Consider the following 24,976-nt stretch of genomic DNA (forward strand, 5'->3'; position numbering starts at 1 on the left):
GCCTCGGCCTCTTGGTTCAGAACGGGTATTGCTGGTCGGACTGCTCCACCGTGATCCACTTGAGATCAGTGAACTCGTTGATGACGGCCCGGCCATCGAACCGGCCGTAGCCACTGTTTTTCATGCCGCCGTAAGGAGCCTGAGCCTCGTTCTGAACGGTTGCCCCGTTGACGTGCACGTGTCCGGCCTGGATGCGCATGGCAACCTGCAAGGCCCTGGTGCTGTCTGCCCCAAAAACGGCGGCGGCGAGTCCATATTCAGTGTCATTGGCCACCTGGACCGCCTCTTCGACGCCGGAAACGCGGACAACCGTGGTGATGGGGCCGAAGGTTTCCTGGTCGTAGATGGACATCTCGGGCCGCACTTTGTCGATGATCGTGGCAGGCATCGAGGCACCGTCGGCACGGTCACCGACGATAAGTTCAGCTCCCTTGGCGAGTGCATCATCGATGAGACCGTTGATGCGGGCACCCGACTCTTCGCGGATCATCGGACCGACGATGCAGGCGTCATCGGCCAGCGGATCGCCGGCGCTTAGCTGCGCCGCCCGTGCTGCGAACTTGGAGACGAACTCGTCGGCCACGCTGTCGTCAACGACGAAACGTTCGGTCGACATGCAGATCTGGCCCTGGTAGAGGAAGGAGCCGAAGACGGCCGCATTGACGGCGCCGTCAATATCGGCGTCGTCGAGGACGACGAAAGGCGCCTTCCCGCCGAGCTCGAGCAGTACCGGCTTGAGGTAGCGGGCGGCCTTTTCCGCAATGATGCGCCCGACTGCCGTAGAGCCGGTGAAGTTGATCCGCCGAACCGCCGGGTGCGCGATAATGGATTCGACGACCCGGTCGGAGTCCTCCGGGGTGCTTGTCAGGAAGTTCAGAACGCCGGCAGGAAGTCCCGCCTCGTGCAGGACTTCCGCAATGATCGCATGGGTCTTCGGACTGGTTTCTGAAGCGCGGAAGACCACCGTGTTGCCGCAGACGATGGGGTAGGCAATGGCCCGGGCCGCCAGCACGCCTGCCCCATTCCAGGGAGCCATGCTGAGAACAACTCCGGCGGGCTGCCGGACAGTCATGGAGAGCGTACCGGGCTTATCCGTGGGGAGCGTCTCACCCTGAATCTGAGTAGCGAGCCCCGCCGCTTCACGGAACAGCTGCGCGGTGAGGAACACATTGAACCCGGCCCAGAGCTGTGCTGCACCCACTTCTGACATCATCGTTTCGATGAACTCGGGGCCCCGTCGCTCCATGATTTCTGCTGCTTTCAGCATCACGGCCCGTCGCTCGGTAGGGCCGGTTGTGGACCACGAACTGAAGGCCTTTGACGCCGACTCAACCGCATCGAGAGCGTCGTCTACATTTGCTGCCGCGCTTTCGGTCACGAGAGCGCCCGAAACCGGGTTTCGCCGCTCGAACGTCTTGCCTTCGCGGGCGCTCCGGGGCTGGTTGTCGATGATGAGTTGCGTTTGCACTCTGTTCTCCTTGGTTTCTTTTTGATGATGTTGCCGGGCTGCGCTGATGTGCCGGCGCTATGCCTGCAGGAATTCTTGATGCCCGGATTCCACCGGCGGCGGCCTCAACCGGGACAACGAGGCTCGTCTCAGTGCGGTATGGCGGTGTTGGATATTGTCGGCCGAACGGCCTCGACGTCCGGGCTGGTGGTTGCCTCGGCGAGAAGCCGCGGCACCGACAGCACGGCGACTACGCCGATTGCTGCTGCTATAGCCCAGACGGAGAAGTTGATGAAGTTGCCCAGTGAGGCCGCTACCAGGACGCCGCCGCCCGAGATAGCCAGGACCGCGCCGATCCGCCCGATCCCGAGCGTGATGCCTAGGGCCGTGGCACGCGTTGCGCCTGAGAAGTAAGTTGCAACGAAGCCGTTCACCAGGATCTGCGCTCCCACTGACCCGAAACCGACCACCGCGACAAGCAGATACATGACCGGAAGTGGCATGAGGCTGGTCCCCATGAGAACGAGCGCTATGCCGGAACTGGCGAAAGCCGTTGCGGTCACCGGGCGGGGTCCGAATCGGTCAGCCAGACGGGAGGACACGAGCACACCCACGACGGCGCCGATGTTGACCGTGAGAAGGAATGTCAGCGAAGAGGCCAGCGAGTACTTGGCGATGACCATGAGCTGCGGCAGCCAGGTGTTGAGCCCGTACACGAGCGTCTGGCCACAGACACCAGCCAGGCAGAAGAGGACCATCGCCCCGAGCAGGCGCCCGGTCAGCAGGGTGCGAAAACGGCCGGCCACCGGCGCGCCGCAGTCTACGGGTGTTTCGGGAAGCGGTTCCAGTCCGTAGTCGGCGATGATGCGGTCCGCCTGGGCCCGGTCACCCTTGACAGCGAGGAAAGCTGGGGACTCGGGAAGGAACTTGAATAGCAGAGGCAACACGGCAACGAGTGGAACGCCGCCGAGGGCCAGCATCCCCCGGAATCCGAGTGCGGGCAGGAAGGCGAGGGCGACCAGGGCGGCGAGGATCCCGCCAACAGCGTATCCGGAGAACATCAGGGCGTTATTGAAGTTGCGCCGGTTCGACTTTGAGAACTCCACTGTCAGTGCGATGGCCGTAGGGATGACACCGCCCAGGCCAAGGCCTGCCAGGAAGCGGAACAGACCGAAGAGCTCGGGAGTCGGTGCCCAGGCCGTCAGCAGCATGAGCAGTGAGAAGGCTGCAATGGAAACCATCATGACCTTCCGCCGCCCGACGATGTCCGTGAGGTACCCGATGAGGATGGCGCCCATGAACATCCCGGCCAACGCGTAGCTGCCGATCGCGCCGGTCTGCACCGGAGTCAGGCCCCAAGGTTCGTACGCAAGAAGTTTGGGAACGATTGCACCGTAGACAACCAGATCGTATCCGTCGAAAACGATGGCCAGGAAACAGAGAAAGATGACAGCGGCTGCCGATTTGCGAGGGCGAACCGGAAGTGAGGCAGGCGATTGAAAAGCCATTGGGGACTCCAGGTGATATACACGACGTTGTGACTGTGCCAGAGATGAGGGGCCGTTCGGCTGTGATCTGACCCACAACTGAATGTAACATAAATATGTTGTTCGTCAACAGACTTGTTGCATGTTCTGCGAATAACAGCCGCCCGGGCACGCAAGTATTGGAGAAGCATTATGCAGTGGAAGCCCAGAGCCCTAATCCTGGATCTTTTTGGGGACTACCTCCGGTACGCCGGGAACGAGGTCCGGCTTGCTGACATCACCGAACTCCTGGCCGTCTTTGATATTGAGGCGGCCACGGTCCGCGTCAACATGTCGCGCCTGCGCAAGGAGGACTGGTTCACCACCCGGCGCGTCGGGCGGGAAACGGTGTACTCCCTCACTCCCCACATGCTGGAAATCCTTGACGAAGGACGCGAACGCATCTTCCGACGCCGGGACGAGAGCTGGGAGGGACGCTGGACCATGGCCATCTACCAGGTGCCGGAATCCGAACGGGCCGTCCGCGAACAGCTCCGAAAACAACTCGCGTGGCATGGCTTCGGCCAGCTGTCCCCGTCAACGTGGCTGAGTCCCCACGACCTCATGTCCGAGGTCCGCGAGCTCGCCGCGGAATATCCGCTGGCAAAAGTGGATGCCCTCTGGTGCGGGACGGGCGAACTTGACGAGGACAGGGACCTTGCCGCGCGATGCTGGGATCTTGAGCAGCTCGGCGCGGACTATCGGCAGTTCATTGGCACCTATGCCGCACTCAATGACGAGACCCTGAATGCGGGCAAAGACGGGCGAACGGCGCTCATCGAACGGATGCGTATCATCGGGGACTTCCGTCGCTTCCCGTTCCGGGACCCCTACCTACCCCGTGAACTACAGCCCCAGGGCTGGCCGAGCAGCGAAGCGTTCAGCCTCTTCGGTGCAGTGCACCGCCAGCTCGGCCCTGCGGCCACGGAGTTCGTATCCGGCATCATCGGCCAGCCCGTCGGGCAAGGCCAGGAGGTTGTGGCATAAGCCGGGCGCCGAGGCTTCGTACCCGGTGACCGCCTGACGTGGATCAGGTGGATCACGAGGGGTGGTTCACCACGCGCAGGGAGCCCGGAGACCGTCCTTGAGCGGCCTGCCATTCGACATCCTCGTCCAGGCTGCTCGCGGACTTTCCACCGCAAGGAGGAGCGCTGCGACCGCCGATGCTTCTATACCCGTAGGGTCGGGCGGCTAGAGACTTGGCGGCTCTAGACGTCAGAGTTGCTGAGTCAATCAGTCGCCGACACTATCCAAGCGAGTACTGTCCACGAAGCGGGTGGGGCGCATTGGCACGAGCGCAGGCAGCGGCGAGGTTGAATCCCGCCACAAGATCGCCGCCCGCATATAGCGTGCGTCGGGTACTGCGACGTGCAGGAAGCGCCCGCAGCCGCTCCTGCCTATTGTCGGTGCAAAAAACGTCGTATGGGAGCATTCGGTTTCAGCTAGTCTGGGCCGGACCGGCGCTGACTTGGCCACGTTTTGGGTGATCGAGGGCGCCGATCCTACGGCGCCCTGCTGGCCTGTGCAGTCGGCGTGGCCGGCTACCAGGTCGCTGAAGCCGCGCGCATGGATGCCCGGCACGGGGACGGCAAATCCGATCCGCTGGACGCGCACCGGATCGCCGGAGCCGCTCTGCCCCTGGATGAGCAGCAACTGCGCCGGCCGCGGCTGAACGAAGGAGTGCGCGCGGTCCTGCAGGCCCTGGTCACCGCGCGGAAATCCATGACCACCGGGCGCACCAGGGCCGTGAATGCGCTGACCGCCCTGCCCCGGGTCAACGACCCGGCCCGGACGTGCGCCATTTGCCTTACCGCGTGGTCCCACCACGGACGGATCCGCTCCGAAGCAGCCTTCGCCTCCCCGGCCGGAGTCAACCCGATTCCGGCGTCCTCCGGCAATACCATCCGGCACCGACTCAACCGGGGCGGCGACAGAGCCCTGAACAATTTACGTTCATGCGACGTGGCTGATACACGCCAGACATCGACAAAGTATGTACTTATGGACATTCAGTGCTGTACAAATGAAACATAACGGCACAATCTGTTCGTTTAGTCCATCTTTTAGACACCCCTGTTCGTGGGTGTTCCTCACACTTTGCAAGGGAGCCAACGTGGCTGTTGCAGTTGTCGATCCCAGTTCCACAGAGATAACCACCCTCATCCAGCATCCGGTCCTCTGGGCCTGCGCCGCAGGCGTCTTCGCCGTGGTCATCCTCCAGTCCGTCATTTATTTCAGGGCCATCCGGAAAGCAGCGCCGGCCGCCGGGCTGACGCCTGCGCAGGTCACCAGTTCAGTCCGCTCCGGAGCTGTCGCGGCAATCGGGCCGTCCCTCGCTGTGGCGCTGATTGCGGTTTCGCTCCTCCCGCTTTTCGGAACACCGGCGGTGCTCACCCGCGTCGGGCTGGTGGGTTCGGCTGCCTTCGACGTCGCCGCCGCCGGAATTTCGGCAGGCACCCAGCATGCTCAGTTGGGCGGGCCCACCTACACCCAGAAGATTTTCGCCCTCGCGTTCGCCGCCATGACCATCGGCGGCCTCGCCTGGATGCTCTCCGCTCTGATCCTCACGCCTATCCTGAGCAAGGGCGATGCCACGCTCCGCAAAGTTAATCCCGCGGTGATGGCCATCGTCCCGACGGCGGCGCTGCTGGGCGCGTTCTTCACTCTCACCTTCACCGAAGTGGTCAAGTCCCCCGCGCATCTGGTCACGATGATCGTGTCAGCGGCGGCGATGGGAGTCTGCATCCTGCTGGCCCACAAGCTGCGGCGTCCCTGGCTGCGCGAGTGGGGACTGGGAATCGCCATCATCGTGGCCCTCGCAGCCGCATTTTTCATGACCGCAGCCTGAAAACCACCTGAAAGGAGCCATTCTGATGTCCACAACGACTTCCGCTGACACATCCGCAGGACTTGCAGCATTTGACCGCACCACCTCCATCTGGGGCCCCATCACACTGGGGCTTGGGCTGCTCATCTCCCTGAGTGCTGCCCTCTACGCCGCTTTCGGCTCCGGCATGGGCATCACGGCGGTGGAGCTCATGACCGCCGTCGGTGCCGTGCTGGCAACCTTCGGCGTCATCGCCGTCATTGAGCCAATCTCGTACTTCCCGATCCTGGGGCGCTCAGCCATGTACCAGGCGTTCCTGATCGGCAACATTGCTAACAAGCTCCTCCCCGCGGCCGTTGTTGCCCAGGCAAACCTTGGTGAGAGGCCGGGCACCCGCCGGGCAGAACTCATCGCCGGCAGCGCCATTATCGGCGCGGTGCTGATCCACATCGCCACCCTAATCCTCTTTGTGGGCGTCTTGGGAACCTGGCTGGTGGGAACGCTCCCCGCACCGCTTATCGCCACGGCCCGCGGCTACATTTTGCCCGCGGTCTTCGGTGCCGTCGTCCTGCAGAGCGTGATGGCCCTGAAGAGCCGCCGCACCACCATCGTGGCCGTTGTCGTCGCCGCCCTCATCGTTTTCGTTGTAGTTCCGCTCGTGCCGGCGCTGACCTACTATGCCACGGCGCTGGCCGTGATCATCACCATCGCCGTCTCCTGGTTTGCGCGGTCCAAAACCCCGCCGTCCGGTCCTGCCGCAACGCCCGGTGTGGCAAGTCCCCCCGCACACATCTCCGAACCCACCCGCTGAAAGGGAACCAGAAATGACCACCACCACGGGCGTACGCCTGACCGCCGCGATAGAGGTTCCCGAATCATTTGTGGACGAATACGTCGGAGTCTACAAGCACCTTCACGCCCACCCCGAGCTCTCTGCCCAGGAATTCGAGACTGCCGCCTACATCGAAGCCCACCTGGCGGGCCTGGGGATTGAATCCTTCCGCTGCGGAGTCACTGGTGTGGTGGGTGTCCTGAAGAACGGCGACGGACCCGTCGTCGGCTTCAGGGCCGACACCGACGGCCTGCCCATCGCCGAACAGACCGGCCTGGACTACTCCAGCGAGGCCACGGGCACGCAGCCGGACGGTGCCACCGTCCCGGTAATGCACGGCTGCGGGCACGACACCCACATCACTGCCGCACTCGCGCTTGCTGCCCTCCTCACAGAACGCAGCGAGCTGTGGGCGGGAACCCTGGTCCTAATCTTCCAGCCCGGCGAGGAGACAGCGTACGGGGCGACGGCGATGATCAACGACGGCCTGTGGCACCGGGCGCCCAAACCCGAGGTGGTGCTGGCCCAACACGTCCTGCCCGCGGGCAAGGGCAATCTCTTCATCCGGGACGGGCACATGGCCACACTCGCAGACTCCTGGAAGATCACCGTCCACGGCAAGCAGGCACACGGCTCGCAGCCCGAGAAATCCGTCGATCCAATCGTTGCCGCTTCTGCCATGGTCCTTCGGCTCCAGACCATCGTCTCGCGCGAGCTGGCACCGTCGACGCCGGCCGTTGTCACTGTCGGGACCTTCCACGCCGGCCTGAAGGAAAACATCATCCCGGAGTCTGCGGAGTTATCCATCAACGTCCGGACCCCGGACGAAGACACCCGCGCAACCGTGCTCGCAGCAATCCGTCGGGTCATCTCCGCCGAAGCCGCTGCCTCGGCAGCCCCCGAACCCACCATCACTGAACTGAACACCTTCCCCCGGTGCTACAACGATCCGGCAGCCACCCGCCGCATCATCGAAGCGTTCACTGCGGACTTCGGCACGGACGCACTGACCGAAGCCCCGCTCGGGATGGCTTCCGAAGATGCGGGCCTGCTCAGCGACGCCATCGGCGTTCCCGGTGTCTACTGGGCCTTTGGCGCCTTCGCTTCGGAACTCTTCGAGGGCGGCACTTCGCCGGCCGGCAACCATTCGCCGTTCTTCGCGCCGGAGGCACACGCTGCCGTTGTCGGAGGAACAGGTGCGGCGCTTTCCGGAGTGCTAGCCTATCTGGGCCGGAACTGAGACGGCGCGGGGCGTCCGGACAGCCTGGCCGCCCCGCGCACTTCAGATACCCACCCAAGCCGGTGTCCAAGACGAAAAATCAGCAGTGAAGGAACCGGACATGGAGCAGCTTGATTCGCTCGATCGGCAGATCATGGCCGCACTAGTTCGCAATGGCCGCGCCCCGTGGCGGCTGATCGCCGAGGTCCTGGGCCAACAGGAACGGACCGTGGCACGCCGCGGCAACAAACTGCTCGAATCCGGTGCCGTACGCATCAACGCCTTCATCAACCCCGCAGCAGTCAGTTCTCGCGCCGAGTTCCTGCTTCGCGTGAAGGCGGCTCCCAGAGAGCTGCGCCAGGTCTGTTCGTGGCTCGCCGACCAGGACGAGCCCTCGTGGGTCAGCGCCCTATCAGGGGCGAACGAGGCAGTGGCGGGAATCTTCCTCGCTCCCGATGAACTCGCAGAGCTGCTTTACCACCGTCTCGCGACGGTGGACGGCATCCAATCGTTCACCATGATGCCGCTGTTCGACTACTTCCGCACACCCTCCGGCTGGACGCCGGATGTTCTCAGCAAACAACAGTACGCAGCGCTCCACTCCGATGAGGACGGCCGCCTAGCCGGTCCGGCGACCGACCATCCACCGCTCGATGACACCAGCCGGATGCTGGCCATGCTGCTGCACGGCAATGGCAGGGCGACCTTGGATGAACTCGCTTCTGAACTGTCCGTCTCCAAGGCAACCGTCAGCCGGCGTCTGGATGCGATGACCAGTTCCGGAATCTTGTTCATCAGGGCCGTTGTGGACCTGGCAGCCCTGGGCTTTCCCGTCGAATCCCTGATCACGATCACCTGCGAAGGCGCATCGACACGCTCGCTGGGGGAATACGTGGCCAGCCTCCCTGTCACGCGCTGGGCCGCTGCCTCCGGCGAGCAACTTGTGGCACAGGTGGCGGTAACCGCACTGGAGGACCTTGGGCTGCTGCTGTCTGACCTCCAGAAACGGGAAGGCGTGGCCTCGGCCCGATCCTCCATCTATGCAGAGGTATTCAAACGAAACACCGTGCGCTACCACGACGGAATTCCGGAAGGGCCTGCGCCGGCAGCCTGAGCCGGCCGCGTGAAGAGGCTACAGCTTCGCCTCCGAAAACAACTGCAAGACCGGGGAGTCCCGGGCCTCGGCCAACGTCATGTGCAACCGGTTTCCCGGTAGCGCCGCCCTGATTGTCCGGAAGGCTATGACCCGGCCGGCCCACAGCATCAGACTGCCAGCTACTCACGGAACAGCCTGGCAAAGACTTACGGACCATGGTCCTTTACCAGACGCCGGAGTCGGCCCCGGCCTCGCGGCTGGGCCCTGCTGCGTTGAACCTCTTGAGCCGGGCCCGCGAACAACCGGGACCACAGGCGCGGACGTTCGTCGAGGAAGTCATCGGAAGGTCCGTCCGGGCAGTCATCGAAAACTACATGTAACAAATGGTTGACGCACAGCGTAGAATGGTTACATAATTTTAGTGAGACCTCTCTCACTGACTTCCCAAACTCTAGAAGGTGGCATCGATGGCACTTCGCGTAGCCTGCATTGGCGGCGGTCCCGGCGGACTGTTCTTCTCAACCCTGTTCAAGCAGACCGTTCCCGACGCCGACGTCGTGCTCTTCGAACGGAACCAGGCGACGGACGCCTTTGGCTTTGGCGTGGTCTTCTCCGACGCAACGCTGAATCGCATCAACGACGCCGATCCCGTTGTTCGCAACGGCCTCCGGGACTTCGGAACGCATTGGGAGGACATCGAGGTCTGGCTCAAAGGCGAACAGAAGTCCTTCGCCGGCAACGGCATGGCTGCTATCTACCGCAAGACCCTCCTGAAGCTCATGCAGGACCGGGCCGCAGAAGTCGGCGTCGACATGCGCTTTGGCCAGTATGTTCCCGACCTGTCCCAGCTCGAGGAATTCGACCTGATCGTCGGCGCCGACGGTGCCAACTCGTCGACACGCGAACAGCTCGGTGAGAGCCTGGGCCACACCGCAGAGACCGCAACAGCCAAGTTCATTTGGTTCGGGACCACCTACAAGTTCAATGGCCTCACCTTCGTCCACCGACAGAGTGAATTCGGCAACTTCGCAGTCCATGGCTACCCGATCAGCGACGACTTGAGCACCTTCATCGTCGAAACTGACGAAACGACGTGGCGGAAGGCCGGCCTCGACGAATTCGACGCCAGCCAGCCTCCGGGCCCCTCCGACCTGAAGACCCAGCGCTTCCTCGAAAAGCTTTTCGCCGAAGACATCGCGGGACAGCCCCTCGTGGCCAACAACTCCCGATGGGCGAATTTCCGCACCCGCCGCACCCGCACTTGGCACAAGGGCAACGTCGTCCTGCTCGGCGACGCCGTGCACACCGCCCACTTCTCCGTCGGCTCCGGCACCAAGATGGCCATGGAAGACGCCATCACACTGGTTCGAGAAGTCGCTGCGCACCAGGACGACCTCGAACTGGCCTTCACAAACTACGAGGCCGAACGCCAGCCCCAGGTCGCCAAGATCCAGAACCAGGCGCGGGGTGGACTGAGCTGGTGGGAACACTTCGCCCGGTACTACAACTCCTTCGACCCCACCCAGTTCACCTTCCACTTCTTTTCCCGCAGCATCGACATCGACAAGATCCGCCAGCGGGATCCCGGCCTGGTTGAATCCGCAGAACAGGATTGGCTGGACAGGCACGGAAGCACGCCGCTGGAAACACCTCTTCCGGCAGGATCCGTCGAATTCAGCGGACGCCTGCTTTCCCTCACACACCGGAACGGTCAGCCGGCGTTGACCGGCGCCGCCGGCAGCATTGCCCTGACCACCGACCCGGCGGACGCCGACGCCAACACGGGACTACTGCTCACCGCGCCGGATACGGAAGACGGACTTGACGCCGTTTTCGACCAACTGCCGTCCAGCGCCGCAGCCGTCGTGATCCAGGGCGGCAATCCGTTCACGCGGATCCTCCTCTCAGAGGAAGCCCGCCTGGGCCGCGGCCTGACTAGCGTCATCGTCGATGACCGGGGACCGGTGTCGGCTCTGACTCTGGTGCTCTCCGGCCGGGCAGACGCCATTGTAGTGGAAGGCAGGGAGGCAACCAATGCATAGTCTCACTCCACTATTCGCACCCCGCGGCATCATCGTCGTGGGCGCCTCGTCCAGTCCGGAGAAGCTCGGCGCCGTTATGGCGCAGTCGCTGTCCAACTACCCGGCTCCTGTTGAACTCGTCAACAGCCGCGGTGAAAACGGCATGCACACCAGCATCGCCGACGCCGCAAGCGCAATTCCGGGAGGCCCCGATCTGGCGGTGCTCTGCGTACCTGCCGCAGCCACCGCCCAGGCACTGCGCGACAGTGCAGCGAACGGCGCCAAGGCTGCCCTTGTCTGCGCCGGGGGGTTTGCCGAAGCCGGCGGTCCCGGCATCGAGTTCGCCCACCAGGTGGAGGCCGCGGTCCGCGACACCGGCATTCGGCTGCTCGGCCCGAACACGTCCGGCTTTTTCGTGCCCCGCCGCAACCTGCGCGCCAGCTTCGTACCCGGCGTCGCAGAACTGGAACCGGGTTCGGTGGCCGTGGTGGCGGCAAGCGGCGGAGTCAACCACGTTTTAGCCTTCCACCTGCAGCGCGCCGGAGTGGGCGTCAGCCTCGCCGTCGGCATCGGCGCGGGGACCGACATCAGCGCACCCGATGTCCTCGACTACCTGATCTCCGATGAACAAACCAAAGCGGTTGCCCTGCATCTGGAAACCGTCGCCGACGGACCAGCGCTCATTGACGCCGTTTCACGCCTCAGTGCCGTCAAACCGGTCGTGGCTTTGGTTGTCGGGCGAAATGACGTCTCGGAGTTCGCCCAGTCCCACACGGGCGCCCTGGCCACATCCTGGCGCACCACACGGGCGGTCCTGAAGCAAGCCGGTGCCGTGGTCGTCGACGACGAGAACCAGCTGGTTGCCGCTGTCACCGCCTTGGCAGGGCGTAGGCTTGCGCCGGGGGCCGACCCCGGAGTCGGACTCATCACGGGGCAGGCAGGCCCTGGATTGTTGATCGCCGATGCCCTCCACAGCGCCGGCGTGATGCTGCCGCGCCTGGCACAGGCCAGCCAGGACACCATCGGCACGCTGCTGCCACCGTTGACCTTCCAGGCGAACCCCGTGGACACCGGCCGCCCCGGTCCGGGGTACGAAAAGGTCGTGGCCGCAGTGGCCTCCGACCCGGCCATCAATGTAGTCGCGGTGTACGGCCTGACCGAACCCGTCGCCGACCTTCCTCTCTCCGTCGCCAATTCCGGGGCGGCTAACACAATGCCGTTCCTGATCGGCGTCGACGGACCCGACGGCGACCTTGAACGTGCCCGGAAGTCAGCCCGCCACCACGACCTGCCACTGATCTGCGGACCGACCTCTCTGGCCCACGGCATTACGGCTCTGGTCAACGACGCCCGGGGACAATTCCAACGCGCCGAAGCACCTGCTGGAGCCTTCACCTGGCCGGCATTGGAAGGGCCCTGGGACGAGAACCGCGCCAAGGAACTCCTTGGCGCACTCGGCATCGCCACACCTGCCCGGCGAAGCTGCAGCACCCGCGCCGCGGCTCACGACGCTCTCGCCGAGCTGGGCGGTCCGGTTGCGGTCAAGCTGCTCGACGCCGCTATTTTGCACAAGACCGAGATCGGCGGTGTGCACCTGGGGGTGAACTCCCCCGGGGCCATGGACCGGGCGCTGGACGGTCTTGAAGCGGCCGGCGCCCGCGAATTCCTGGTCGAAGCCATGGCCCCGTCCGGCGTCGACCTCGTGGTTGGCGTCCGCCGTGATCCGGTCTTCGGACCGATCGCCGTTCTGGGTCTGGGTGGCACCACTGCGGAAGTCTTCGCCGATATTTCCATCCGTTCCGCTCCCCTTTCCGTCCGTGTGGCGGAGGGCATGCCCGGTGACCTGCAAGCGCGCGAGCTCTTGTACGGTTTCCGTTCCGGGCCGATGCTGGAGACGGAGGATTTGGCGGCCCTGCTGGTCAGGCTCGGCGATGCGCTTGTTTCCAATGACGCAATTGCAGAAATCGAAATCAACCCCCTGCGCCTGACCCATGACGGGCTCGTGGCCCTTGATGCAGTAGTTATCAATGTCGAGGAGGACATGAAATGACCAGCCACACCAGTGAGGGAACCATCCCCTGGCCGGCGGACCTTGCGGCAGAATTCCGCAACAAGGGCTACTGGGAAGACCGCCCCCTCGGCGCCTACATCCTCGAAACGGCCGACCGGCTGCCGGAAAAAATCGCAATAGTGGACGGTGACGTCCGGCTCAGCTTCGCCGAGTTGGCCAACAGAATGGATGCGGCCGCGGAACGCCTGCTGCAGTTGGGCCTGAAAGCGGACGACCGCATCATGGTCCAGTTGCCCAACGGCTGGCAGTTCACGGTTCTGACCCTTGCGTGTTTCCGTGCCGGCATCATCCCGGTGATGGCTCTGCCGGCACACCGGCAATATGAACTGTCGTTCCTCACAGAGCTCTCCGAATCACGGGCCATCGCCGTACCGGACGTGATCAAGGACTTTGACCACCAGGCGATGGCCGAAGAACTTGCGTCAAGCATTCCTTCGCTGGAAATCATCCTCGTTTCCGGTGCAGCGCACCCCCTTAACGTACGTCTCGAGGAAATTCTGGCACCAGGCAAGGACGTTTCGGGTGCCCGCGCGAGGCTGGACGCTGCTGCGCCGTCGCCCGACTCGCCGGCCTTGTTTCTGCTCTCGGGGGGAACCACCGGGCTGCCCAAACTCATCACCAGGACCCACAACGACTACGCCTATAACGTCAAAGCCACGTCGGTTCCCACGGGAGTCACCGAGGACACTGTCTACCTCGGCACGCTGCCGGCCAGCCACAACTTCCCGCTGGCCTGCCCGGGTATTCTCGGTATTCTTTTCGCGGGCGGCCGCGTGGTCATGCTGCCGAGCCCCGAACCACGCAAGGCTTTCGCCGCCATCGAACGTGAGAAAGTTACACTCTCAACGGCTGTCCCTGCCGTGGCCCAGCGATGGATCGAGTATCAGCAGGAAACCGGCACTAAGCAGCTGGCCAGCCTCCAGGTGCTTCAAGTCGGTGGTTCACGGCTGCCGGACGAAATTGCCCGGAAGGTGAAGCCGATCCTGGGCGCCACATTGCAGCAGGTCTTCGGCATGGCTGAGGGTCTCATCAACACCACCCGGCTGGATGACCCCGAGGATGTCATCTGCACGACGCAGGGGCGCCCCGTATCCGAGGCCGACGAGGTGCGGATCGTCGATGAAGCCGGCGAGGACCTGCCGGACGGGGTTCCCGGATCCATCCTGACCCGCGGACCCTACACCCCGAGGGGCTATTACCGCGCCCCCGAAGCCAACGCCCGGGCGTTCACTCCGGATGGCTGGTATGCCAGCGGAGACATTGTCCAGCGGCGTCCTGACGGCAACCTGATCGTCCAGGGCCGCGACAAGGACATGATCAACCGAGGCGGGGAGAAGATCTCGGCCGAGGAAATTGAAAGCCTGGTCTACCGTCTTGAAGACGTGACCATGGCGGCCGCAGTCGCGATGCCTGATCCGATGCTCGGTGAGCGGCTTTGCCTCTACATCACGGTCAAACCCGGACGCGAAGTAACCCTTGAACAGATTCAGGACCTGCTGCGCAAGACCGGTGTGGCTGCATTCAAAATACCTGAGCGACTCGTGGTCCTCGACGAGTTGCCCACTACCAAGGTCGGCAAGATCAACAAAAAGGACCTCCGTGCCGACATCGCCGAACGCCTGGCTGCCGCTGGCGTCCACGCACAATAGGAAGACTGCCATGATCGAGAATACGACTCATGAATCTGTGGCCGCGGGGCATATTGCTCCGGAGCCGACGCCCGAAGAAGCCGCACAGCTCAAGGAGTTGTACCGGGATTTTGACCGCGAGAACCTGGTCCCGCTGTGGACCGAGATCGCGGATTTGATGCCGATGGTCCCGTCCCCGAAGGCGGTGCCGCATGTGTGGCGGTGGAGCGATCTGTACCCGCTGGCCGCCCGTGCCGGGGACCTGGTGCCGGTGGGCCGGGGCGGGGAACGCCGGGCCATCGCCCTGGCGAACCCGGGCCTGGCCGGTACCCCGTATGCCACCCCGACGCTGTGGGCGGCGATCCAGTACCTCGGTGCCCGCGAGACCGCCCCGGAACACCGCCACTCACAGAACGCGTTCCGTTTCGTCGTCGAGGGCGAGGGCGTGTGGACGGTCGTGAACGGGGACCCGGTCCGGATGTCCCGCGGGGACTTCCTGCTGACCCCGGGCTGGAACTTCCACGGCCACCACAACGACACCGATGAGCCGATGGCCTGGATCGACGGCCTGGACATCCCGTTCGTGCACTACGCCGACGCCGGGTTCTTCGAGTTCGGCACCGAGCGCGTCACCGACGAGGCCACCCCGGACATCTCCCGCTCCGAACGGCTCTGGGCCCACCCCGGGCTGCGGCCGCTCTCCGGGCTGGATGACACCACGAGCTCCCCCATTGCGGCCTACCGCTGGGAATACACGGACCGGGCCCTGACCGAGCAGCTGCTCCTCGAGGACGAGGGCCACCCGGCCACCGTGTCCCAGGGCCACGCCGCCGTCCGCTACACCAACCCCACCACCGGCGGGGACGTCATGCCGACCATCCGGGCCGAATTCCACCGGCTCCGCGCCGGCGCCACCACCGAAACCGTCCGCGAGGTCGGCTCCAGCGTCTGGCAGGTCTTCGAAGGGACCGGCTCCGTGGTCCTCAACGGCGAGACCAGGACCCTGGCCAAGGGCGACCTCTTCGTCGTCCCGTCCTGGGCCGCCTGGTCCCTGCAGGCAGAGACGGAATTCGATCTGTTCCGCTTCAGCGACGCCCCCATTTTCGAACGGCTGAACTTCAACCGCACCTACATCGAAGGACGCAACAACAAATGAGACTCCTCACCCTCCGCCTCCCCGTTGAGGGAAAAACAGTCACCAAGGCTGTCCGCCAGGATGGCGACACCCTGACCGAGATCGACGGCTTCGCCGACGTCGGAGAACTCCTCCGCACCCCGGGCTGGGAAGCCACCGCGAAGGCCGCCAACGGCGCCACGCACCCGTCCGAGGGCGCTGACCTCGACGCCGTTGTCCCCTCCCCCGGCAAGATCATCTGCGTGGGCCACAACTACCGCAACCACATCAAGGAAATGGGCCGGGAAGTCCCCGAGTTCCCCACCCTGTTCGCCAAGTACCAGGAATCCCTGATCGGCCCGAACGATGACCTGGCCCTGCCGCAGGAATCGTCCACTGTTGACTGGGAATCCGAACTCGCCGTCGTGATCGGCAAGAAGGGCCGCCGGATCAGCGAAGCCGACGCCGCGGACCACATCGCCGGCTACGCCGTCCTCAACGACGTGTCCATGCGCGACTACCAGTTCCGCACCATCCAGTGGCTGCAGGGCAAGACCTGGGAGAAGTCCACCCCGTTCGGCCCCGCCCTGGTGACCAAGGACGAGTTCAACGGCGGCCTCATGACCACCGCGGTCGACGGCGAGATCCAGCAGCAGACCCCGACGAACGACGTTGTCTTCACCCCGGAGTTCCTGGTTTCCTACATCTCCACCATCATCACGCTGAACCCCGGCGACGTCATCGCCACCGGCACACCCGGCGGCGTCGGCCACGCCCAGGATCCGAAGCGCTACCTGCAGGAAGGCCAGATCCTGGTCACCACCATCGAGGGCCTGGGAGAGCTGAAGAACCGCGTGGTCAAGGAAGCCTGATGGTTGCCCGCCACGACCAGACGACGGAACCGGAGCTGCTGGCGGCCCTGCTGCAGGCCCGGCGCGGCACCGCGTTCTTCGCCCGCAAGCTCAACGAACTGTCCGACGCGGAGCTTGACGGCGACTCGCTGCTGCCGGGCTGGACCCGCCGCCACATCACCGCGCACATCGGCTACAACGCCCGGGCCATCGCCCGGCTCATCGAGTGGGCGGCCACCGGCGTCGAGACCCCGATGTATGCCTCCACCGACGTCCGGGACCACGAGATCAACTTCGGCGCCACGCTGAGCCCGATCGCGCTGCGGCACCTCTTCGACCACTCCGCCGTGCACCTGAACGTCGAATGGCGGGACCTGCCCGAGGACGCCTGGCACCACACAGTCCGGACCATCCAGGGCCGCGAAGTGCCCGCCACGGAAACCGTCTGGATGCGCAGCCGCGAAGTCTGGATCCACGCCGTCGACCTGGACAACGGGGCCGCGTTCCGGGACATCCCGGTCCCCGTGCTGGAGCGGTTGCTGACGGACATCACCGGCGCCTGGCACACCCGCGGCACCGACAAGGACCTCGTCGTCAAGGTAACGGACCCGGATCTCACCTTCGGAGACACGACGTCGGCCTCCCCCACGGTGGTCTCCGGACCCCTGGCCGCCGTCGTCGAATGGGCCGCCGGCCGCGGCAACAGCGGCGTCACCGCCGCCAGGCCCGCAGCCACCACCGGCACTGAAACATCAAACGGCACGGTTCCCCCCGCCCCGAAGTGGATCTGAGCGCTCCGGCGCTTGGATTCCTGCGCTGAAGAATTTGCCCCACGACCAGGAAGCCCCCCAACGAGGGGGCTTTCCTGGTTTAACGACCGCGGGACCCCCGTGCCGCCTTCCCTGTGAGGGGCCGGCGGAACGCATTTCGGAGCGCCTCGGCGTCGTTGCGATCTCCACGGGAAGACATCTTCCGCGCCAACGTCAAGGGGGAGACGCCGCTGGGCGTCGAGGCCAAGACGTACATGGACGCGGGGGACTTCGTCCCGGACAGCGTCACCAACAAGATGGTCCGCGACCGTCTCGGCGAGGACGACGTCGAGCCGGGCTTCCTGCTGGACGGTTACCGCGCACCACCGAGCAGGTGGACTACCTCGACGCGATCCTGGCCGACGGCGACCAGAAGCTCGACGTCGTCCTGCAGCTGACCGCGGACGATGAAGAACTGGTCAAGCGGCTCCTGGGCCGTGCCAAGGAAACAGGCCGCAGCGACGACAACGAGGCCGTCATCCGTCACCGGCTGGACCTGTACCACGAGCAGACCGAGCCCGTTGTGGCAGAGTACGCCGAGCGCGGCATCCTGACCCAGGTGGACGGCATCGGCGGCATTGATGAGGTCACCGAGCGCGTCATGGAAGCGATCAAAGCGTCCCAGACAGCCTGAACAAGGCAGACAGTTCCTGGAGGATCCCCTAGGTAACGGGGCCGCCCTCGGGTTACCTCCTGGGGTGATCTCGATTGGATCTGTGCGCTCGCAATGCGCGATCCATCAGACGGTCATCCGGTTGTTTCCGTTTGCGGAACTGTCTCGCAAACACCGGCAGAAGTGACGGGCGAGTTCAGGAGGTGAGCGCAACACCCTGAATTCTGTGGGGTGTCGTCGCGGCCAGAGCCCGGGGCGAGGCAACCGCATACTTTCTCCCACCGCGGCGCGACAGCGACGCTGGACCGCTGATATGTAGGTCCGGTTGTCAAGAGGCATGAATGAGCGGCTCCTGGCTTTTGGTTCCGGGGGCCGCTCATTCGTGTGCCGGCCGGGTGGGGTAACAGGTGGTGGCGAGTCGTTTGTCGACTGCAGTGTCAGGCTGACCCTTCTATGGGTGGTGTCAAGCCATGAGTGTGGTGAGTTTGCGGTAGATCTGCCGGGCGATGATCCTCTTGAGGCAGCGGCGGATTTCTCGGCGTGTTTTGCCTTCCTGGGTGCGCCGGTCGAGGTAGGCGCGGGTGTCGGCGTCGGATGCCATGCGGGTGCGGGCGATGACGTCCAGGGCTTGGTTCAGTTGCCTGTCGCCGTGCCGGTTGAGACGATGCCGGGTGGTGTTGCCGGAGGATGCCGGTATCGGGTTCACGCCGGCGAGGGCGGCAAAGGCGGCTTCGGAGTGGATGCGGCCGGGGTGGGAGTAGGCGGTCAGGATGATGGCGCCGGTGATGGGTCCAAGACCCCGGAGATCCTGGAGGCCGGGGGCCATCTGATCCACGAGTTGCGCCAGATCGGCCCGGTTGGTCTCCAGTGCGCTGGTGTGCCGGAGCACCGCGGTGGCGAGGCGTGTGGCCTCGGATCGGGCAACTTTTGTGCTGACGTCGTCCGTTGGGCGATCACGCCAGGCCGCGATCGTGTGGAGTTGTCGGTCCGTGATGGCCTTGCGGGCGTCGATGCCCAGGTCCATGGTGCGGGCCAGTGCGGTCAGGGCATGACGGTCGGCGGTGCGTTGACCGTCCATGGACCGCCGGGCGGCCAACAGAACCCGCAGGGCATCCCGTGCGCCTTCTGCCCGTGGCTGGGCCAGGGCTGCGATGTCGGTCCCGAGCACGGCCCGTGCCGCGGCGCGGGCGTCGATCTCATCGGACTTGCCGATGCTGCCGCGGTTTTGTCGCTTGGGCGGTCTGGCCTCACACACCGGAAGGCCGGCGGCGCGGAGGGCGCGGGTCAGGCCTGCCCCGTAGGAGCCGGTGCCTTCAACCGCGACCAGGACTTCCCCGATTGTTGTTCGTCGCTGCATCCAGCTGATGGCGCGGGAAATGCCGGCCTGGCTGGCCGGGAAGGTCGAGGTGTCGATGACCTGACCGGTCGCCGCGGCCAACACGGCATACGTGTGCGTTCTTGAGTGGGTGTCCACCCCGATGACGTGCGTGTACTTCTCTGCCACGATGGTCACTGTGGCGTCTCCTTTCGTTAGGGGCCATCACGGCGCCGGTCCGGGGGAAGAGTCACTTCGAGGCAAATCTCTAACGAGTCACGGCCGGCCGGTCACGGGCGGGACGGACAACCTTCTATCAAGCCATCGCAGTGGGTCAGACTGGTGCCGCTCCGGCCGGGCGGACGGGTCAGTCTCAAGACACTGCAATAGCGAACAGGTCAGATATGCGCTGAGTCACGCCCGGCAGGAATGGCAGCCAGTCTGCCAGCCGGCCTCGGGTCGGCTACTAACCATTAGAGATATTCGCGGGTTGGTTACCGCATGACGATGTGTTCGGCTGGAGCGCTATCGGTGGGTCTAGCATCGAGCGTCGACGGTGTGGGACCGTCTGGCCGGGTGGGGTAACAGGTGGTGGCGAGTCGTTTGTCGACTGCAGTGTCAGGCTGACCCTTCTATGGGTGGTGTCAAGCCATGAGTGTGGTGAGTTTGCGGTAGATCTGCCGGGCGATGATCCTCTTGAGGCAGCGGCGGATTTCTCGGCGTGTTTTGCCTTCCTGGGTGCGCCGGTCGAGGTAGGCGCGGGTGTCGGCGTCGGATGCCATGCGGGTGCGGGCGATGACGTCCAGGGCTTGGTTCAGTTGCCTGTCGCCGTGCCGGTTGAGACGATGCCGGGTGGTGTTGCCGGAGGATGCCGGTATCGGGTTCACGCCGGCGAGGGCGGCAAAGGCGGCTTCGGAGTGGATGCGGCCGGGGTGGGAGTAGGCGGTCAGGATGATGGCGCCGGTGATGGGTCCAAGACCCCGGAGATCCTGGAGGCCGGGGGCCATCTGATCCACGAGTTGCGCCAGATCGGCCCGGTTGGTCTCCAGTGCGCTGGTGTGCCGGAGCACCGCGGTGGCGAGGCGTGTGGCCTCGGATCGGGCAACTTTTGTGCTGACGTCGTCCGTTGGGCGATCACGCCAGGCCGCGATCGTGTGGAGTTGTCGGTCCGTGATGGCCTTGCGGGCGTCGATGCCCAGGTCCATGGTGCGGGCCAGTGCGGTCAGGGCATGACGGTCGGCGGTGCGTTGACCGTCCATGGACCGCCGGGCGGCCAACAGAACCCGCAGGGCATCCCGTGCGCCTTCTGCCCGTGGCTGGGCCAGGGCTGCGATGTCGGTCCCGAGCACGGCCCGTGCCGCGGCGCGGGCGTCGATCTCATCGGACTTGCCGATGCTGCCGCGGTTTTGTCGCTTGGGCGGTCTGGCCTCACACACCGGAAGGCCGGCGGCGCGGAGGGCGCGGGTCAGGCCTGCCCCGTAGGAGCCGGTGCCTTCAACCGCGACCAGGACTTCCCCGATTGTTGTTCGTCGCTGCATCCAGCTGATGGCGCGGGAAATGCCGGCCTGGCTGGCCGGGAAGGTCGAGGTGTCGATGACCTGACCGGTCGCCGCGGCCAACACGGCATACGTGTGCGTTCTTGAGTGGGTGTCCACCCCGATGACGTGCGTGTACTTCTCTGCCACGATGGTCACTGTGGCGTCTCCTTTCGTTAGGGGCCATCACGGCGCCGGTCCGGGGGAAGAGTCACTTCGAGGCAAATCTCTAACGAGTCACGGCCGGCCGGTCACGGGCGGGACGGACAACCTTCTATCAAGCCATCGCAGTGGGTCAGACTGGTGCCGCTCCGGCCGGGCGGACGGGTCAGTCTCAAGACACTGCAATAGCGAACAGGTCAGATATGCGCTGAGTCACGCCCGGCAGGAATGGCAGCCAGTCTGCCAGCCGGCCTCGGGTCGGCTACTAACCATTAGAGATATTCGCGGGTTGGTTACCGCATGACGATGTGTTCGGCTGGAGCGCTATCGGTGGGTCTAGCATCGAGCGTCGACGGTGTGGGACCGTCTGCTCATAGCGGCGTTCTCGAGTTGGCTCCGTGTGCTGCCATCGCACTTGCACCACGTCCCGGGGGCACGTTCGGGTCAGGCCGCGTCCATGCGTTCTCCTTGCTGGAGCGGGGCGGCCAGGGACCAGCACCAGCCGGCGAGCTCGCGGGCGATCGCGGTGTTGGCCTTGACGGACATTTTGTGGCGTTCGTCGAAGTGCTCCCACTTGTGGTGGAGCCGGTGGTTTCCCTCCAGGGCGCGGATGCGGGTTGCCGGGGCGACGCGATCGAGTTGGCGCAGCAGCCGTTCCCCGGGCCGGGCGTAGGGGCGCCGGTGCTGCCACGCGGCTTCGATGAGGAGTTTGCGGGCGTAGGTGTTGCCGGCTTTGGTGATGGGGCCCTGGTGGCGTGACTGGCCGGAGGAGTTTTCGCTGGGGACCAGCCCGAGGTAGGACCCGATGGACGAACCGGTAAAGCGGGTCCAGTCCCCGATCTCCACGGCCAGCCCGAACGCGGTCGTGACCTGGATTCCGCGCAAACACATCAGCGCATCAATGACAGAGCTGTAGCGGCAGGCCGCGGCCGTGGCGGCAACCTGCCTGTCGATGCGTGCCAGATGCCCGGCGAGAAGTTCGGTCTGCTCGACATCGGCCTGATAGGTGAACTGCAGCGCCGGTTCGTCAAAGCGCTGGCGGTGCAGCCACCGACTGTGTTCCCTCGTCCATCTGGTGTCTTTGGGGTAGCGGACGCCGTGCCGTAAGAGGATGGCGTTTACGTGCTGACGGGCGTGCGCGAGGTCTTTGGCCGTGCCGGAGCGCAGTCGGGACAGGTCCCGCAGCGCTTCTTCCTCCGGATCCGGGACCCTCACCTCGGTCACCGAGCCCACGGCGAGCATCTCGGCCAGCACACGCGCGTCGCGCCGGTCGGTTTTCACCCGGTCCCCGGGGCACGGAGCAGTTTCGAGGACGCCGCGACGACGCAGTTGATGTCCGCGGCCCGCAGGTAGCGGGCCAGGACGAACCCGGTAGGGCCGGATTCGTAGACGGCCTTGACGGGCGGTGCGAACCGGCGGACCCATTCCAGGACCACGGCCGGGTCAGCGGCCATCGTGTGGCTGCTGATTTCGCCGGTGTCCGGGGTCAGTGCATGGCCCACGACGTTGACCGCGTGAACATCCAGACCAATGAAAGTATGCTCAAACATAGCCGGGACCTCCCAAGACTCACATGTGGCACTACCATTGCACCCCCGACGAGCCAGCAGGCCAAGGGAGCCGTTAATGGCAACCCACGGACCCTGTGACACCGAAGGTCCCGGCCTCACCGGACTTGGACCGTGTCCTGCCCGTCCGGATAAAGGACATCACCGCCGGGATTCAGGCCCCGCAGCGCCGCCGCCCCACCGGAGCGCACAGTTCACACCAAGCCGGCGCTGCGGGACGGCCCGGCGATAATGGCCGCCCCGGACGGACAGGATCCGCACCACACTTCATATCGTCTAGCCCAGACATAGCCACAGGTCGGGGTGACCCATGCGCAAATTTTCGATGCGAACGGAGCGGCAGCGCCGCTCAGCCGCTACGGGCAGTTTTTCATGGCCGCTAACAACAATCCGCCGATGGGGTCGGGGTCTGGCTCCCATCCGAGATCGGCGCGGTTTCGGGCTCGGGCAGGTCAGAGTGCCGGCCTTGCTGCCGGAATGTTCCACGTTTGGTCCTGTTCGGGGGCCCTGTTGTCGGCCCGGCCGGGCGCGTTTCCAGCCTGCAGCGGGTGGCGGGTGGCGGGTGGCGCGTGGACGGGGCCGAAAAGCTGCTCCCATGAGGCCTGCCAGGGGGCCATCCAAACCTGTCGGCGTCAGTGCGCCAATCAGGATGGAGCATTAGTTCGGTAGCTGCTCTCCAGAACGTCGGTGATGAACATGTACCCGGGAGCGTGGCTAATGGCGAACTCTGGCTTGGAAGCCATGACCGCGCTCTGCGGCGTTACGCCGCAGGCCCAGAAGACCGGAACCTCGCCCGGGCGTATCTCCACAGCATCACCGAAGTCCGGGCGGTTGATGTCCAGAATGCCGATCTTATCCGGAGAACCGACATGGATGGGTGCGCCGTGTACTTGCGGCACCTCACCCGTGATACGGGCTGCCGTCGCAACCAATTCCGGCGGCATCGGGCGCATTGAAACTACCATTGGGCCGTGTATCCGCCCTGCCGGGGTACATTCGATGGTGGTGCGGTACATCGGAACGTTCCGACCCATCTCGACATGACGCAGGGGGATGCCTTCCTTGACCAACGCAGCCTCGAAGGTGAAGCTGCAACCGATGAGGATCCCGACCAGGTCATCGCGCCAGACTGAAGTGACGTCATCGGTCTCCCCAGTCAGCTCGCCGTTCTGCCAAACCCGGTAGGCGGGAATGTCGGTGCGGATGTCGGAGCCAGCAGCCAGTGCGCTAGTAACTTCACCCGGCCGGATGACGTCAATAACCGGACAGGCCTGGGCATTGAGTGCACAGAACTCCAATACTTCTTCGGCGTAGTCAGCGGGGACCGCGATTAAGTTGGCTTGAGTGAAACCGTCGCTCCATCCGGCCGTGGGGGTGACTAGCCCCCTGCGAAATTTTCCGCGGGCTTTTGAGGGCGCCATGCGCGCGGGGAGGTTGGTCATGCTGCGAGTACCTTCGTTCCGTAGAGAGTTACTGTGCCATCTTCTGTGGTTAGCAGTCCTGTATGGTCCACCTTCGATACCTGAAACGGCAGGTACTCACCCCAGGAGTCTCGAATAAAAGTTTCGTACCCGCGAGACGTGCCTGAGGGCCATCCGTAGCACCACCAAAGGGTGCCCTCAGCAGGGACGATGATCTCACTGGATATCGTTCCGCTGTCCTTGCCGTGAGCATCGACGGTCCGCGCCTCCTGGCTGTTGGCGTCTTCCTGGTCATCATTTTGGGCAAGGGCCGAATGTAGGGCTTGACGGACATCCTGTACTTCGAGGAGTGGCGTGGACTGCACGACGGCGGCCTGGCCGAGGCGTTCTTTGGAAAAGCTCTCTCCTACCCAAGCGTCATCGTCGGGCTCTTGTCCCGCGAACCAGGAATTGGTGCAGGCGATGTTTTGCCCGGGTTCAATTGTTTTCTGGGTCGAGCGTTGACCATTGATGGTGACCACAACAACCCCCTTGCCATCGGCTATCAGATAGTTCCCGTCGTTTAGTCTGGAAGCCCGCTGTTGCAGCAATGAAACGAGTTCCTCCGCCGAAGCCGCCTGGCCCAGTGCATCGCGGGTTCCCCGCCGGTCTACCAGCTTCCTGTACCCATTGGATTCCGACTTTGATGCGGGCACGAAGGAATAAGTGAAAGCGACTCCACGTGCATTCAGGCCCCTGGTCATCACCGAGTTCCAAGGGACCGCCTCAGCGGCCCTGTAGGTGGTCACTTCCGTCCCGATGAATGGATAGGCCCCTTCGGTTGATGCCAAGACCCGGCTGCCAACGAGATACGGATTATCGCTGTTGCTGCCTAGTACCGGTCCGGCCGTGGATTGCGCGGCAAGGAGGGTGCACATTCGA

21 protein-coding genes and 1 pseudogene are annotated in these 24,976 nt (G+C 64.5%); 14 read left to right on the forward strand and 8 right to left on the reverse strand.

Features of this window, described 5'->3' with window-relative positions; genetic code table 11:
• Positions 1-16: 16 nt before the first annotated feature.
• Positions 17-1,468, reverse strand: coding sequence for an aldehyde dehydrogenase (locus tag ACVWZ7_RS02355; RefSeq protein ID WP_091252974.1), 1,452 nt, complete (start codon positions 1,466-1,468; stop codon positions 17-19).
• A 128-nt stretch (positions 1,469-1,596) separates the two neighbouring features.
• The gene (locus ACVWZ7_RS02360) at positions 1,597-2,955 is read right to left on the reverse strand and encodes an MFS transporter (RefSeq protein ID WP_456506845.1); all 1,359 of its coding nucleotides are present in this window, start codon (positions 2,953-2,955) and stop codon (positions 1,597-1,599) included.
• Between the two features lie 171 nt (positions 2,956-3,126).
• Between ACVWZ7_RS02360 and ACVWZ7_RS02365 the strand changes: the two genes are divergently transcribed.
• The 14 genes and pseudogenes from ACVWZ7_RS02365 to ACVWZ7_RS02430 all read left to right on the forward strand — a co-directional run bounded on the left by ACVWZ7_RS02365 (position 3,127) and on the right by ACVWZ7_RS02430 (position 18,075).
• Positions 3,127-3,960: a PaaX family transcriptional regulator gene (locus tag ACVWZ7_RS02365; protein ID WP_456506846.1), complete on the forward strand. Its 834-nt coding sequence runs from the start codon at positions 3,127-3,129 to the stop codon at positions 3,958-3,960.
• Positions 3,961-4,426: 466 nt separating this feature from the next.
• Positions 4,427-4,920 (forward strand): annotated as a pseudogene (locus ACVWZ7_RS02370) (IS110 family transposase); the annotation flags it as partial.
• A gap of 166 nt (positions 4,921-5,086) precedes the next feature.
• Entirely contained in the window at positions 5,087-5,821 is a 735-nt protein-coding gene (locus tag ACVWZ7_RS02375; RefSeq protein WP_456506847.1) for a DUF5058 family protein, read from the forward strand.
• 25 nt (positions 5,822-5,846) lie between these two features.
• Positions 5,847-6,611: a hypothetical protein gene (locus tag ACVWZ7_RS02380; RefSeq protein WP_091252968.1), complete on the forward strand. Its 765-nt coding sequence runs from the start codon at positions 5,847-5,849 to the stop codon at positions 6,609-6,611.
• A 13-nt stretch (positions 6,612-6,624) separates the two neighbouring features.
• On the forward strand, positions 6,625-7,872 hold the full coding sequence (locus ACVWZ7_RS02385; protein WP_456506848.1) for an amidohydrolase: 1,248 nt from the start codon (positions 6,625-6,627) through the stop codon (positions 7,870-7,872).
• Between the two features lie 100 nt (positions 7,873-7,972).
• Positions 7,973-8,965, forward strand: a complete 993-nt coding sequence (locus ACVWZ7_RS02390) for an Lrp/AsnC family transcriptional regulator (RefSeq protein ID WP_091252965.1) — start codon at positions 7,973-7,975, stop codon at positions 8,963-8,965.
• A gap of 197 nt (positions 8,966-9,162) precedes the next feature.
• A complete protein-coding gene (locus ACVWZ7_RS02395; RefSeq protein ID WP_175460521.1) occupies positions 9,163-9,327 on the forward strand; it encodes a hypothetical protein in 165 nt (54 codons plus the stop codon).
• Between the two features lie 87 nt (positions 9,328-9,414).
• Complete coding sequence (locus ACVWZ7_RS02400) at positions 9,415-10,989, forward strand: FAD-dependent monooxygenase (protein WP_456506849.1); 1,575 nt, start codon at positions 9,415-9,417, stop codon at positions 10,987-10,989.
• Positions 10,982-13,018, forward strand: a complete 2,037-nt coding sequence (locus ACVWZ7_RS02405; protein ID WP_456506850.1) for an acetate--CoA ligase family protein — start codon at positions 10,982-10,984, stop codon at positions 13,016-13,018. The genes ACVWZ7_RS02400 and ACVWZ7_RS02405 overlap by 8 nt, the downstream gene beginning before the upstream one ends.
• Complete coding sequence (locus ACVWZ7_RS02410) at positions 13,015-14,688, forward strand: (2,3-dihydroxybenzoyl)adenylate synthase (RefSeq protein ID WP_456506851.1); 1,674 nt, start codon at positions 13,015-13,017, stop codon at positions 14,686-14,688. The genes ACVWZ7_RS02405 and ACVWZ7_RS02410 overlap by 4 nt, the downstream gene beginning before the upstream one ends.
• 10 nt (positions 14,689-14,698) lie before the next feature.
• Entirely contained in the window at positions 14,699-15,823 is a 1,125-nt protein-coding gene (locus ACVWZ7_RS02415) for a cupin domain-containing protein (RefSeq protein WP_456506852.1), read from the forward strand.
• Positions 15,820-16,653 carry a fumarylacetoacetate hydrolase family protein gene (locus tag ACVWZ7_RS02420; protein WP_456506853.1) on the forward strand — a complete coding sequence of 278 codons (834 nt, stop codon included), beginning with the start codon at positions 15,820-15,822 and terminating at the stop codon, positions 16,651-16,653. Before ACVWZ7_RS02415 ends, ACVWZ7_RS02420 begins: the two co-directional genes overlap by 4 nt.
• Positions 16,653-17,423 (forward strand): maleylpyruvate isomerase family mycothiol-dependent enzyme, encoded by a 771-nt coding sequence (locus tag ACVWZ7_RS02425; RefSeq protein ID WP_456506854.1) that lies wholly within the window; start codon positions 16,653-16,655, stop codon positions 17,421-17,423. The genes ACVWZ7_RS02420 and ACVWZ7_RS02425 overlap by 1 nt, the downstream gene beginning before the upstream one ends.
• A 34-nt stretch (positions 17,424-17,457) precedes the next feature.
• On the forward strand, positions 17,458-18,075 hold the full coding sequence (locus tag ACVWZ7_RS02430) for an adenylate kinase family protein (RefSeq protein WP_456506855.1): 618 nt from the start codon (positions 17,458-17,460) through the stop codon (positions 18,073-18,075).
• Positions 18,076-18,517: 442 nt separating this feature from the next.
• Here the strand turns inward: ACVWZ7_RS02430 and ACVWZ7_RS02435 are convergent, their stop codons facing one another.
• The 6 genes from ACVWZ7_RS02435 to ACVWZ7_RS02460 all read right to left on the reverse strand — a co-directional run bounded on the left by ACVWZ7_RS02435 (position 18,518) and on the right by ACVWZ7_RS02460 (position 24,972).
• The gene (locus ACVWZ7_RS02435; RefSeq protein ID WP_241709585.1) at positions 18,518-19,567 is read right to left on the reverse strand and encodes an IS110 family RNA-guided transposase; all 1,050 of its coding nucleotides are present in this window, start codon (positions 19,565-19,567) and stop codon (positions 18,518-18,520) included.
• A 446-nt stretch (positions 19,568-20,013) separates the two neighbouring features.
• Positions 20,014-21,063 (reverse strand): IS110 family RNA-guided transposase, encoded by a 1,050-nt coding sequence (locus tag ACVWZ7_RS02440; RefSeq protein WP_241709585.1) that lies wholly within the window; start codon positions 21,061-21,063, stop codon positions 20,014-20,016.
• A gap of 447 nt (positions 21,064-21,510) precedes the next feature.
• Positions 21,511-22,347, reverse strand: a complete 837-nt coding sequence (locus ACVWZ7_RS02445; RefSeq protein ID WP_456506856.1) for an IS110 family RNA-guided transposase — start codon at positions 22,345-22,347, stop codon at positions 21,511-21,513.
• Positions 22,344-22,616: a hypothetical protein gene (locus ACVWZ7_RS02450; protein WP_456506857.1), complete on the reverse strand. Its 273-nt coding sequence runs from the start codon at positions 22,614-22,616 to the stop codon at positions 22,344-22,346. Before ACVWZ7_RS02450 ends, ACVWZ7_RS02445 begins: the two co-directional genes overlap by 4 nt.
• 662 nt (positions 22,617-23,278) lie before the next feature.
• Complete coding sequence (locus ACVWZ7_RS02455; protein ID WP_456506858.1) at positions 23,279-24,076, reverse strand: putative hydro-lyase; 798 nt, start codon at positions 24,074-24,076, stop codon at positions 23,279-23,281.
• Positions 24,073-24,972 carry a carcinine hydrolase/isopenicillin-N N-acyltransferase family protein gene (locus ACVWZ7_RS02460; protein WP_456506859.1) on the reverse strand — a complete coding sequence of 300 codons (900 nt, stop codon included), beginning with the start codon at positions 24,970-24,972 and terminating at the stop codon, positions 24,073-24,075. The genes ACVWZ7_RS02455 and ACVWZ7_RS02460 overlap by 4 nt, the downstream gene beginning before the upstream one ends.
• Positions 24,973-24,976: the final 4 nt, after the last annotated feature.

It is taken from the genome of Arthrobacter sp. TE12232 (assembly GCF_054062615.1).

Bases quoted from the DNA above. Each gene is read 5' to 3' on its own strand.
- ACVWZ7_RS02360 (WP_456506845.1), bottom strand. From the start codon at position 2,955: ATGGCTTTTCAATCGCCTGCCTCACTTCCGGTTCGCCCTCGCAAATCG.
- ACVWZ7_RS02365 (WP_456506846.1), top strand. From the start codon at position 3,127: ATGCAGTGGAAGCCCAGAGCCCTAATCCTGGATCTTTTTGGGGACTAC.
- ACVWZ7_RS02380 (WP_091252968.1), top strand. From the start codon at position 5,847: ATGTCCACAACGACTTCCGCTGACACATCCGCAGGACTTGCAGCATTT.
- ACVWZ7_RS02385 (WP_456506848.1), top strand. From the start codon at position 6,625: ATGACCACCACCACGGGCGTACGCCTGACCGCCGCGATAGAGGTTCCC.
- ACVWZ7_RS02390 (WP_091252965.1), top strand. From the start codon at position 7,973: ATGGAGCAGCTTGATTCGCTCGATCGGCAGATCATGGCCGCACTAGTT.
- ACVWZ7_RS02395 (WP_175460521.1), top strand. From the start codon at position 9,163: ATGGTCCTTTACCAGACGCCGGAGTCGGCCCCGGCCTCGCGGCTGGGC.
- ACVWZ7_RS02400 (WP_456506849.1), top strand. From the start codon at position 9,415: ATGGCACTTCGCGTAGCCTGCATTGGCGGCGGTCCCGGCGGACTGTTC.
- ACVWZ7_RS02405 (WP_456506850.1), top strand. From the start codon at position 10,982: ATGCATAGTCTCACTCCACTATTCGCACCCCGCGGCATCATCGTCGTG.
- ACVWZ7_RS02410 (WP_456506851.1), top strand. From the start codon at position 13,015: ATGACCAGCCACACCAGTGAGGGAACCATCCCCTGGCCGGCGGACCTT.
- ACVWZ7_RS02415 (WP_456506852.1), top strand. From the start codon at position 14,699: ATGATCGAGAATACGACTCATGAATCTGTGGCCGCGGGGCATATTGCT.
- ACVWZ7_RS02420 (WP_456506853.1), top strand. From the start codon at position 15,820: ATGAGACTCCTCACCCTCCGCCTCCCCGTTGAGGGAAAAACAGTCACC.
- ACVWZ7_RS02425 (WP_456506854.1), top strand. From the start codon at position 16,653: ATGGTTGCCCGCCACGACCAGACGACGGAACCGGAGCTGCTGGCGGCC.
- ACVWZ7_RS02450 (WP_456506857.1), bottom strand. From the start codon at position 22,616: ATGTTTGAGCATACTTTCATTGGTCTGGATGTTCACGCGGTCAACGTC.
- ACVWZ7_RS02455 (WP_456506858.1), bottom strand. From the start codon at position 24,076: ATGACCAACCTCCCCGCGCGCATGGCGCCCTCAAAAGCCCGCGGAAAA.
- ACVWZ7_RS02460 (WP_456506859.1), bottom strand. From the start codon at position 24,972: ATGTGCACCCTCCTTGCCGCGCAATCCACGGCCGGACCGGTACTAGGC.